The 11,264-nt window shown below is 66.4% G+C and carries 9 protein-coding genes; 2 read left to right on the top strand and 7 right to left on the bottom strand.

Annotation, left to right across the window (positions count from 1 at the left end; all coding sequences use genetic code 11):
• Positions 1 to 91 precede the first annotated feature (91 nt).
• The 7 genes from QMX96_RS25540 to gap form a co-directional block, all read right to left on the bottom strand.
• Positions 92 to 1,450 (bottom strand): CoA transferase, encoded by a 1,359-nt coding sequence (locus QMX96_RS25540; protein ID WP_282362661.1) that lies wholly within the window; start codon positions 1,448 to 1,450, stop codon positions 92 to 94.
• 35 nt (positions 1,451 to 1,485) lie between these two features.
• Entirely contained in the window at positions 1,486 to 1,899 is a 414-nt protein-coding gene (locus QMX96_RS25535; protein WP_043860378.1) for a YbaN family protein, read from the bottom strand.
• 62 nt (positions 1,900 to 1,961) lie between these two features.
• Positions 1,962 to 2,570 (bottom strand): biliverdin-producing heme oxygenase, encoded by a 609-nt coding sequence (locus QMX96_RS25530; protein WP_282362660.1) that lies wholly within the window; start codon positions 2,568 to 2,570, stop codon positions 1,962 to 1,964.
• Positions 2,571 to 2,711: 141 nt separating this feature from the next.
• Positions 2,712 to 5,315, bottom strand: coding sequence for a TonB-dependent receptor (locus QMX96_RS25525; RefSeq protein WP_058541437.1), 2,604 nt, complete (start codon positions 5,313 to 5,315; stop codon positions 2,712 to 2,714).
• A gap of 119 nt (positions 5,316 to 5,434) precedes the next feature.
• Complete coding sequence (locus tag QMX96_RS25520) at positions 5,435 to 6,394, bottom strand: FecR domain-containing protein (RefSeq protein WP_054915084.1); 960 nt, start codon at positions 6,392 to 6,394, stop codon at positions 5,435 to 5,437.
• 67 nt (positions 6,395 to 6,461) lie between these two features.
• A complete protein-coding gene (locus tag QMX96_RS25515; protein WP_043860382.1) occupies positions 6,462 to 6,980 on the bottom strand; it encodes a sigma-70 family RNA polymerase sigma factor in 519 nt (172 codons plus the stop codon).
• Between the two features lie 157 nt (positions 6,981 to 7,137).
• On the bottom strand, positions 7,138 to 8,139 hold the full coding sequence (gap, locus tag QMX96_RS25510) for a type I glyceraldehyde-3-phosphate dehydrogenase (RefSeq protein WP_043860383.1): 1,002 nt from the start codon (positions 8,137 to 8,139) through the stop codon (positions 7,138 to 7,140).
• 252 nt (positions 8,140 to 8,391) lie between these two features.
• Here gap and edd point away from each other — a divergent pair, with 252 nt between their 5' ends.
• Both edd and QMX96_RS25500 read left to right on the top strand, forming a co-directional pair.
• Positions 8,392 to 10,218 carry a phosphogluconate dehydratase gene (gene edd / locus QMX96_RS25505; RefSeq protein WP_043860384.1) on the top strand — a complete coding sequence of 609 codons (1,827 nt, stop codon included), beginning with the start codon at positions 8,392 to 8,394 and terminating at the stop codon, positions 10,216 to 10,218.
• Positions 10,215 to 11,180 carry a glucokinase gene (locus tag QMX96_RS25500; protein WP_088514582.1) on the top strand — a complete coding sequence of 322 codons (966 nt, stop codon included), beginning with the start codon at positions 10,215 to 10,217 and terminating at the stop codon, positions 11,178 to 11,180. Before edd ends, QMX96_RS25500 begins: the two co-directional genes overlap by 4 nt.
• Positions 11,181 to 11,264 lie beyond the last annotated feature (84 nt).

Below are 11,264 nucleotides of genomic sequence, written 5' to 3'. Positions count from 1 at the left end.
GGTGGCGAGGTGTTCGCCGGCAAGGCCGGCTCCTACAGGTTGGTGCGACCTTCTGTAGGAGCCGGCCTTGCCGGCGAAGAGCCTCTGGCGGTCACCAGCGAGGCTCGGCCGACCCCAGCTCGCAAGCCCCCCGCGCCCATACCAGCGGCGCGCCTTGCACCTGCAACGGCGCCTGCAGGCGCCTGGCCGGCCCCCACGGCGTCTGCTCCACGGCCGGGGCCAGGTCTGCCTCGGTTTCGCCGGCCAACGGCAAGTCCTCGATCACCGTGCCCTGGTCCACCAGCAGCTTGGCCGTGCGCGCCAGCGACAGACGCGCCGAGCCGCCACAGCCGCTGCGCAGCCGCTCATCCAGTGCACGGATCGCGGCAGCCGCCATCAGGTAGCCGGTGGCATGGTCCAGGGCCTGCACCGGCAACGGCACCGGCCGCTCGCCCTGACGCCAGCGCATGCCCTCGCGAGCGATCCCGCTGCTCATCTGCACCAGGCTGTCGAAGCCGCGACGATGCTGCCACGGGCCGCTCCAGCCATAGGCATTGAGGCTGACATCGATCAGCCCGGGGTTGAGCCTGCGCCGTTGTTCGGCGCCATAGCCGAGGCGCTCCAGCGCGTCGGCGCGGTAGCCGTGCAGGAGGATATCGGCACCTGCCAGCAGGCCTTCGAACACGGCGCGGTCCTCTGCAGCATGCAGGTCCAGGCGCGCGCAGCGCTTGCCCAAGGTCACCTCGGCCACCACCGAGGGCTCCTCCCAGCCCGGCAGATCGATGCGCAACACGTCGGCACCGAACCCCGCCAGCAGGCGGCTGGCAACGGGCCCGGCAAGAATGCGCGTCAGGTCCAGCACGCGTACCCCCTTGAGCGGCTGCGCCGCGGTGCCGGTCCAGCCCTTGAGTTCGCCAGCCGGCCCAGCCTTGCGATCGATCAGCGGCTCGGCATTGACCGCCATGCCCTGCGGGTGCGCCGACCATTGCTGCCAGCTGCGCATCTGCGCGGCACATCCGCCCGCAGCCACCACGGCAGTTTCCAGCGCCTCTGCCTCCCACTCGACAACCCGCCGGGCCATCTGATCGCGGTCGTGTACCGCTCCCAGCACCCGTTCGGCAGCGGCGCGGTGATGCGCGGCATTGGTGTGCAGGCGGATCCAGCCATCGCGGGTCGGGTAATCGCCTGCCACGGCGTCCCACAGCGGCGGCAGGCTCCAGCCCTGGGGGCGAATGCTGGTGGCGAACCACAGGGAGCTCAGACGTCGGTCCACCTGCACCCCGGGGCGCGTGCCGGTCTGGCCGGCGAGCAGGTCGGCGATGGCCAGGCCCGTGGCGGCAATGCTGGCACTGGCCAGTTCGGTAACTTCGAATGTCGATGGCAGGGCTCCTGCAGTGTGCAGGTGCAGGTGCTCAAGCGCATCCTGGGCTAACCCCAGGGCGCTGACGATGCTGTTGAGAACATGACTCATGGTTGGCCCTCCCGTTGGTGGGCCATTGCAGACCATCAGGGCTGATTGGTCAAATGCGGGGCGGCAGGCACGCGCTCGGGGCGCGACCAGATCCACAGGTTGCCCAGGGCCATGCCGCCGATGGCGAGCCCTACCGGCCAGCGCAGGCCGATGAACACCAGCATCAGGCCGGCGCACAGCAGCATGCTGAGCGTGGCGCTGACCTTGGCCCGGCGCTGAATCACCTTGCCGTTGCGCCAGTTGTGCAGGATCGGCCCGAACAACCGGTGGTTTTCCAACCAGGCGCTCAGGCGCGGCGAGCTGCGCGTGGCAGCCCAGGCCGCGAGCAGGATGAACTCGGTGGTCGGCAGGCCGGGGATCACGATGGCCACCAGGCCGATGCCCAGGCTTACATAGGCAAGCAGGCCGAACAGCACGCGGGACAGCTTGGAGGTGGATGGGCGGGTCATGGGGTCCATTGACTGCACAGGTGAGGGCCGGCTGCCAGCGCGGCTGGCCGGCCCGGCACGCATCAGGCCAGCTCGGCCTTGGGCGCGGTGGCGTAGGCGTGTTTGAGCAACTCGGTAAAACGTTCGAACGCAGCCACGGCGCCTTGTTCAGCGGCCGCTTCTTCTTCGGCGCTGAGCTCCAGGCCATCGAGGATGCGGGTGAACTGCTTCCAGCCCTCGGCGCGACCACCGGCCGGCTCGCCCAGGTGACGGGCACCGAAGCTGTCCGACAGGCCCAGGCCGACGGCGCGCTTGATCAGGAACGCGGCGCCGAGTTTGGAGCCTTCGGAGACGAATATCCAGCCCATGGCGGCGCCCAGGCTTGGGTTATGCACGGCGCCGGGGAAGGCGGCCGGTACTACGGTGTCGAGGTCGGCGAGGTCGAGGCGGGCCTGTTCGGCGCGGCAGCGCTCGGCCAGGTCGGGCACGATGGCGATCAGTTGCGGGTCGTTGTACAGCGCCTGGAGTTCGGACTGGAACAGGTACTGGGCGACCACGAAACGGGCGAAGCTTTCGCGGGTGTCGAAGGGGGCATGGGACTTGACCAGCGCATCGAGCTCGCTGTGCGGCGCATGGGTGAGCTGGTTGAGGCGCTGCGAGCGCAGGGCAGGGCGTTCGGCGGTTGCGGTCATGGGGCATCCTTGGGAAATGGTGAGCGGGTGACTAGACGTTAGTAACTAGACGAATGAGGGGCGTGGAAATAGTAAAAAAGGTTGCGCGCCATTCGCCGGCAGGCCAGCTCCCTGTGGGAGCCGGCCTTGCCGGCGTAGCGTCTAGATATCCCACACCAGGTTGATGGCGAAGTTGCGCCCCGGTGCGGTCAGGCGGTCCAGATTGGCCGGCTGGGTAACCGCCGCTTCACCCAGGCCATCCTTGCCCACGGTGGCGTAGCTGCGCACGTCATCCCATTGCCAGTACTTCTTGTCGGCAAGGTTGTACACCCCGGCATTGATGGTGATGTCGTCTGTAACCTTGTAGAACCCGCTCAGATCCAGCGTGCCGTAGCCCGGGGTGCGGAAGCGGCCGCTGCTGCCGTCGGGGGCGAAGAAGTTGGTGTCATCGACGCGGTTCTTGCGCTTGACCACGGTCCAACTGAGCAGGGTGCCGTAGTCGCGTTGTTCGTAGCCCAGGCCGAACACCCCGGTCAGCGGGTTGACGCTGTTGAGCGGTTGGCCGGTGTCGTCGTTGCGGCCATTGGCATAGGCCAGGGAGGTCTGAGCATACAGGCCCTCTGGCGCGCCAAAAGGCGCCAGGCTCAGGCGGCCCTTGAACTCGACGCCCTTGATGGTCGCGTGCTTGATGTTGTTGGCGGCGAAGGTGTTGCCCAGGTCGGACGACTGCACGGCGTCTTCGTTGATGAAGTCGCGGTACTTGTTATAGAACACCGCCACATCGAAGTGCCCCGCATCGAAGTTGCCGCGCAGGCCGGTTTCGTAGCTTTTGCTCTTTTCCGGCTCCAGGTTCGGGTTCGGCTCCACGGTATACCCGCCTGCCAGGTTCACGAAGCGACCATACAGCGACTTGGCCGTCGGCGTGCGGAAGCCTTCAGCGTATTGCCCGTACCAGGTGTAGTTGTCGTTGAAGGCGTAGGTCACACCCAGCTTGGGCGAGACGCGGTGCCATTTCTTCTCGGCGTCATTGACGCTGTTGGCGCTGCCCAGTGCACCGAGGTACTCGTCGGTCATGTCGGGCTTGAGGCGGGTGTAGTCATAGCGTGCACCCGGCAGGAAAGTCCAGTCGTTCCAGCGGATCTCGTCCTGGGCGAACAGGCTGTATGTGTTGATGGTCGGGTCCGGGAAGTCGCTGACCTTGACCTGGGCGTCCCCAGGGCTGGCATCGCCAACGGCGCGGCAGGTACCGCCCACATTCAGACAGGTTGCCGTGCCGCTGCGCGAACCGGTGACCTTCTGCTGCTTGAGCGTGGTGCCGTAGGTCAGCAGGTGTTCGGTATCGCCAAGGCTGAAGGCTTTGTCGAGCTGGGCGTCGAGTACCCACTGACGGTCCTGGTAGAGGGTCTGGCGATCACGGAACACCTCGCGCCCTCTGGCCGCATACACCTCTTCGGTGCGCTGGTCGGTCTTGCCGATCTGGTAGTTCAGGCTCCACTTCATGTTGTCGGCCAGTAGGCTGCCCAGGGCAAATTCGTGGTTGATGGCAAATCGCTCGCGGGTGACGGTGTCGTTGCCGGTACGTACGCGGTAGGAGTTGGAGGCACCAAAGCCGGGAATGAACGGCCCACCCACTGCGCTCAGTTGGTTGGTATCGCGATCATCCTTGTAGCGCTCGTAGGTCAGGCCCAGCCGCGCGTCGTCGGCGTAGTTCCAGCCCAGCTTGGCCAGCACGTTTGTGGTGCGCGCATCCTGCGGGTTGGCCTCGGTGCGCGCCAGGCCATCGCCGCTGTGGCTGCCGTAGGACTCGGTCTCGTGGCCGTTGCGCTGGCTCAGGTGCAGCAGGCCGTCGAAATCGCCCTCGCGCCCGGCCACGGTGGCCGAGGTCAGCCAGCTCTCGTCGGCCGAGCTGTAGCCGGCCTTGAGGCGTGCACCCACGTCCTTGCCCGGCTTGATGATGTCGTCCGGGTCGAGGGTGAAGTAGCTGACCGCGCCGCCGATGGCGTTGCTGCCGTACAGCACCGAGGCCGGGCCGCGCAGGATCTCCACGCGCTTGACGATCTCGGGGTCGACGTAGTTGCGCTGGGTCTGGGCGTAGGGGCCGTAGAAGTAGCTGTCGGGGATCGACACGCCATCGATCTGGGTCAGTACGCGCTCGCCATCGATGCCGCGGATGTTGTAGCCGTTGAGGCCGCTGCGCTGGCCGACGCCGCTGACCGAGACACCTGGCTCGTAGCGCACCAGGTCCTTGATGGTGTTGACGTTGCTGCGGTCCAGCTGCTCGCGGGTCTGCACGCTCACCGTGCTTGGCACCTGGTTCACGTCCTGCGCGGTACGGGTGGCGCTGACGGTCACCTGCTGCAGGGTGATGGCGTTGGAGGCGGCGCGCTCGATCACCACATTGCCGGCACTGAGCTTGCGGTAGTTCAGCTGGGTGCCGGCGAGCATCTGGCGCAGGGCCTGCTCGGGCGGCATCGAGCCGCGCACGCCTGGCGAGGCGACACCTTCGGCCAGCTCGGCGGACAACCCCACCTGCCAGCCGGTGACGGCGGTAAACGCGTTGAGCGCCGACACCAGCGGCTGCTGGGCAATGGCGAAGCGGTAGTCACCCATGCGCGGGTTGGCTGCCTGGGCGGGCTCGGCGGCCAGCGCCGGCAGGCTGCAGACGCCGCCGGCCAGCATGGCCAGGGTCAGCAGCGACAGCGTGCAACGTTGCAGGCCCGCTGTGCGGGTGGAGACGGTAGACCGGCGAGTGAAACCTCTGGACATCGAAAGCGCTCCCTGTCGCGCGAATGTTATAGGTGCGGCCGATTCAAAAATAAGAATCAGTTGCATTGGCTATAACGAGACGTGTGACCACGGGGCATCGCGTAAAAAAAGATTCCGATTCAGTTCAGAATCACCAGCGCCGGGTACTCCTGCAGGCGTGCGGAGGTGATGTGGGCCAGCGAGCGCACCGCTTCGAGGGGTTGGTCGAGGCGGTAGTTGCCGGTGACGGCGACGTTCTGCAGGCGCTCGCTGGTGTTGATGATCCAGCCCGGGTAGTAGCGCCCCAACTCGGCCAGCACCTGGCTCAGGGGGCAGTTCTCGAACACCAGCCGGCCCTCGATCCAGGCCAGGTCCTTTTGCCCGTCCAGGCGCTCGCGCTGGCTGAAACCGTTGGGGCCGAGGCTGATGCTGTCGCCGGCCGACAGGCGGATGCGCTGGTCGCTGTTGCCCAGCAGGTCGACGTCGCCGCGCTGCACCCGCACCTGTGCCTGGCCGTCGAGGTAGCGCACGGCGAAATCGGTGTCGCGCACGCTGGCGCGCAACGGCCCGGCGCGCAGCTCGAAGGGCTGCTGCCCGCCGGGGACCTGGAAGTAGGCTTCGCCCTGGTACAGCCGGGCGATGCGCTGGCGGTCGTTGATGTTGCTGGAGAACGCCGAATTGGTATTGAGCAGTACCTTGGAGCCGTCCTGCAGTTCCAGGCGCTGGCGCTCGCCGACCACGGTCAGGTGATCGGCCTGCAGGCGCATGGGCAGGTTGCCGACCGTGAACACACCCACCAGCAGCACCGCGGCGGTGGCCAGCGGCTTCCAGTGCGGGCGCAGGCGGGCCAGGCGTGAGGGGCGCTGACGTTGCTGCAGCTGCAGCGCGGCGGCGCGCACGCTGTCGCCGTGCCACAGGGCTTCGGCCTGCACGTAGGCCGGGGCATTGGCCGGGTCGGCCTCGAGCCAGGCCTCGAAGGCCCGGGTGTCTTCGGGCGTGGCGCATTGCAGGCGTATCAGCCAGTCCAGCGCCTGGTCCATGGCGCTGTCGCAGGCAGCCGGGTCTGGCGGCGCAGGGCGGTCAGGGGCACTGTCGGTCACGGAGGGTCCTTGGCATGCTTGTGTATCAGGTAATGATCAAGTGTATCGGCATGTGAGGCAAGCAGGCTCAATCGCGATTGAGACGATCGGCTACGCCTACACAGATGGCCATGATCAGTTTCAGTTCCTTCTGAACCGTGCTGGCGGACACCTTCAGTTGTTCGGCGATTTCCAGATAGCTGGCGCCGTGCAATCGGCTGAGGATGAAGATGCGCTGCTGGCGGGCGCTGAGCTCGCCCAGCGAGGTGCTCAGGCGGCGCAGCAACTGCTCCGCGTGGGTGGCGTCCTCGGCGCTGCCGTGGCTGGCGGCCACGTTGTGCAGCACCGCCTCGGGCACATCGTCGAGCAGGGTGCGGGCTTGCACGCGGCGGGCGCGCAGGTGGTCCAGGGCGAGGTTGCGGGCGGTCTGGAACACGAAGGGTTCGAGGTGCTCGATGGGGCGTTCGCCCAGGGCGCGGGTGACGCGCAGGTAGGTTTCCTGAAGCAGGTCTTCGGCGGTGCTGGGGTTGTCGACCATGCGCTGCAGGGTGCGTAGCAGGGTGACCCGCTGGGCGAGGAAGACGGCGTTGAAGTGGGACTGACTCACAGCGATACCTGACCGGGATTTCAGCGAATGATAATGCTTATCATCAATGCTGTTGGTCAAGGGGGAAAAGCAGCGGCAAGCTTTTAGCGCCAGGCGGCAGGAGGAAATGCAGGCTTACCCCCCGGCTTGCCTGCCGCCTGAAGCTTGCGGCTTGAGACTATCGCGCCTCCCATAGCGCCAGGCAGTTGTCCAGCATGCGGTTGGAAAAGCCCCATTCGTTGTCGTACCAGGCCATCACCTTGAGCATCTTGCCGGCCACCTTGGTGTGATTGGCGTCGAAGATCGACGAAAGCGGGTTGTGGTTGAAGTCGCACGACACCAGCGGCAGGGTGTTGTAACCGAGGATCTTCGAGTGCTGGCTGGCCTCTTTCATCAGCGCATTGACCTCTTCCACGCTGGCCTCGCGTGTCACGTTCAGGGTCAGGTCCACCAGCGACACGTTGATCACCGGCACCCGCACGGCCATGCCGGTCAGCTTGCCGGCCAGTTCCGGCAACACCAGGCCCACGGCCTCGGCTGCGCCGGTCTTGCTCGGGATCATCGACTGGGTGGCCGCCCGCGCCCGGTACGGGTCGCTGTGGTACACGTCGGTCAGGCTCTGGTCGTTGGTGTAGGCATGGATGGTGGTCATCAGGCCCTGTTCGATGCCCAGTTCGCGGTGCAGTACCTGCGCCACCGGCGCCAGGCAGTTGGTGGTGCACGAAGCACTGGAGATGATCTGGTGCGAGGGGCGCAGGATGTCGTGGTTGACCCCGTACACCACCGTTGCGTCCACGCCCTTGCCGGGGGCCGAGATGATGACTTTGCGTGCCCCGGCAGTAAGATGGGCCGCGGCCCGGGTGCGCTCGGTGAACAGGCCCGTGCATTCGAACACCACGTCCACACCCAGCGCCTGCCACGGCAGCTCGGCGGGGTTGCGAATCGCGCTGACGGCAATTCGGTCGCCGTTGACCGTGATGCTCTCGCCATCGCTGTGAACCTGTGCATCGAATGCCCCGTGCACGCTGTCGTACTTGAGCAGGTGCGCATTGATCGAGCTGTCGCCCAGGTCGTTGATGGCGACGACCTGCAGGTCCTGACGGTAGCCTTGGGTATACAGTGCGCGAAGAATGTTGCGGCCGATGCGGCCAAAACCATTGATTGCGATACGTAATGTCATGGAGCTACCTCTGGCAGACTGTCTGAGCCCCGGAAAGAGCCTGAATCTGATTTTGTTGTTGGAATTACAAGATTATTCGTAAAAAAATAGAAAACAAGCCTTTTTGCTGGCAGTATTTTGTTCAATCTACAACGAGTGACCGGCCAAGCCGTTACCCATCGACATTCGCGCCCCTGCCTTGAGCCTAGGTCGCAATCGTTTGTAAGGGAAACCGCCGCAGAGGTTGCTGCCCCTTAGCCTGGAGTCCAGTACATGCATCCGCGCATTCTTGAGGTCACCGAACGGCTGATCGCCCGTAGCCGTCCTACCCGCGAGCGCTACCTTCAGTTGATTCGCGGGGCGGCCAGCGACGGCCCGATGCGCGCCAAGCTGCAATGCGCCAACTTCGCCCATGGCGTGGCCGGCTGCGGCAGCGACGACAAGCACAGCCTGCGCATGATGAACGCGGCCAACGTCGCCATCGTCTCGGCCTACAACGACATGCTCTCGGCGCACCAGCCCTACGAGCACTTCCCCCAGCAGATCAAGCAGGCGCTGCGCGAAATCGGCTCGGTGGGCCAGTTTGCCGGCGGGGTGCCGGCCATGTGCGACGGCGTCACCCAGGGTGAACCGGGCATGGAGCTGGGCATCGCCAGCCGTGAAGTGATCGCCATGTCTACCGCGATTGCGCTGTCGCACAACATGTTCGACGCGGCGCTGCTGCTGGGTATCTGCGACAAGATCGTGCCGGGCCTGTTGATGGGGGCGCTGCGCTTTGGCCATCTGCCCCAGCTGTTCGTGCCGGGCGGGCCGATGCCCTCGGGTATCTCCAACAAGGAAAAGGCCGACGTGCGCCAGCGCTACGCCGAGGGCAAGGCCAGTCGCGAAGAGCTGCTGGAGTCGGAAATGAAGTCCTACCACAGCCCCGGCACCTGCACCTTCTACGGCACGGCCAATACCAACCAGTTGCTGATGGAAGTGATGGGCCTGCACCTGCCCGGTGCCTCGTTCGTCAACCCGTACACGCCGCTGCGCGATGCGCTCACCGTAGAGGCCGCGCAGCAGGTCACGCGCCTGACCAGGGCCAGTGGCAACTTCATGCCGCTGGGCGAGATCGTCGACGAGAAGTCGCTGGTCAACTCCATCGTCGCGCTGCACGCCACCGGCGGCTCCACCAACCATACCCTGCACATGCCGGCGATTGCCCAGGCGGCCGGCATCCAGCTGACCTGGCAGGACATGGCCGACCTGTCCGAGGTGGTGCCAACGCTGTCGCACGTGTACCCCAACGGCAAGGCCGACATCAACCACTTCCAGGCGGCGGGCGGCATGGCCTTCCTGATCCGCGAGCTGCTCGATGCCGGGTTGCTGCACGAGGACGTGAACACCGTGGCCGGCCCCGGCCTGCGCCGTTATACCCAGGAGCCGTTCCTGGACAACGGCAGGCTGGTATGGCGCGAAGGCCCCGAGGCCAGCCTTGACGAAAGCATCCTGCGTCCGGTGGCCAACCCGTTCTCCGCCGAGGGCGGCCTGCGGGTGATGCAAGGCAACCTTGGCCGTGGGGTGATGAAGGTGTCTGCGGTGGCGGCCGAGCACCAGGTGGTCGAAGCCCCGGCGCGGGTGTTCCACGATCAGCAGGAACTGGCCGATGCGTTCAAGGCCGGCGAGCTGGAGCGCGATTTCGTCGCCGTGGTGCGCTTCCAGGGCCCGCGCTGCAACGGCATGCCCGAACTGCACAAGATGACCCCGTTCCTGGGTGTGCTGCAGGACCGCGGCTTCAAGGTCGCGTTGGTGACTGACGGGCGCATGTCGGGGGCTTCGGGCAAGATTCCGGCGGCCATTCATGTGTGCCCGGAAGCGTTCGATGGCGGCCCGCTGGCGCGGGTGCGCGATGGCGACATCGTGCGCGTGGACGGCGTGGCCGGCACCTTGCAGGTGCGCGTCGAGCCGGCCGAACTGGCCGCTCGCGAGCTGCCGGCAGCGCCGCTGGGCAATGACCTGGGCTGCGGGCGCGAGCTGTTCGGCTTCCTGCGCGTGGCGCTGAGCTCGGCCGAGCAGGGCGCCAGCGCCTTCACCTCGGCCCTGGAGAACTTCAAATGAAGGTCGCACTGGTCGGTGACATAGGCGGCACCAATGCCCGCTTCGCGTTGTGGCGCGACAACGCGCTGCACGCGGTGCAGGTGTTCCCCACGGCTGACTACACCAGCCCCGAGCAGGCCATCGGCGTGTACCTGGCCGCGCAGGGCCTGGCCAAGGGCGAGGTGGCGGCGGTGTGCCTGGCGGTGGCCGGGCCGGTCAGCGGCGATGAATTTCGTTTTACCAACAGCCATTGGCGCCTGAGCCGCAAGGCATTTTGCGCCAACCTGCAGGTCGAGCACCTGCTGCTGATCAACGACTTCACCGCCATGGCGCTGGGCATGACCCGCCTGCAGCCGGATGAAGTGCGCAATGTGTGCGCCGGCACCCCGGACACCACCCGTCCGGCGGTGGTGATCGGGCCGGGTACCGGGCTGGGTGTCGGGACCTTGCTTGGCCTTGGCGAGCAGCGCTGGCTGGCGCTGCCGGGTGAGGGCGGGCATGTCGACCTGCCGGTGGGCAGTGCGCGCGAGGCGGCGATTCGCCAGGCGATCGCGCTGGACACCGGCCACGTCAGCGCCGAAACCGTGCTCAGTGGCGGCGGGCTGCTGCGCCTGTACCACGCCATCTGTGCACTGGACGGGCATGCCCCCACGCTGGGCACGCCGGCCCAGATCACCGACGCGGCGTTGCACGACGACCCGGTGGCGCTGGAGGTGATCGAGCAGTTCTGCCGTTTTCTGGGGCGGGTGGCCGGCAACAATGTGCTGACCCTGGGCGGGCGTGGCGGGGTGTTCATCGTGGGCGGGGTGATTCCGCGCTTTGCCGAGTTGTTCCTGCGCAGCGGCTTTGCCGCGAGTTTTGCCGACAAGGGCTGCATGAGCGCCTACCTTGAAGGGGTGCCGGTGTGGCTGGTGACGGCGGAGTATTCCGGGTTGGAAGGGGCGGGAGTGGCGTTGCAGCAGGCACTGGCCCAGCACGCCTGAGTTGGAGTGACTGGCCGGTCCCTGTCGCGGGTCAAGCCCGCTCCCACCAGGTTCGATGCCGTACCTGTGGGAGCGGGCTTGACC

This window comes from Pseudomonas sp. PS01300 (genome assembly GCF_029960155.1).
In the GTDB taxonomy this organism is placed as follows: domain Bacteria; phylum Pseudomonadota; class Gammaproteobacteria; order Pseudomonadales; family Pseudomonadaceae; genus Aquipseudomonas; species Aquipseudomonas palmensis.
This window is presented reverse-complemented; position numbering and strand designations above follow the sequence as displayed.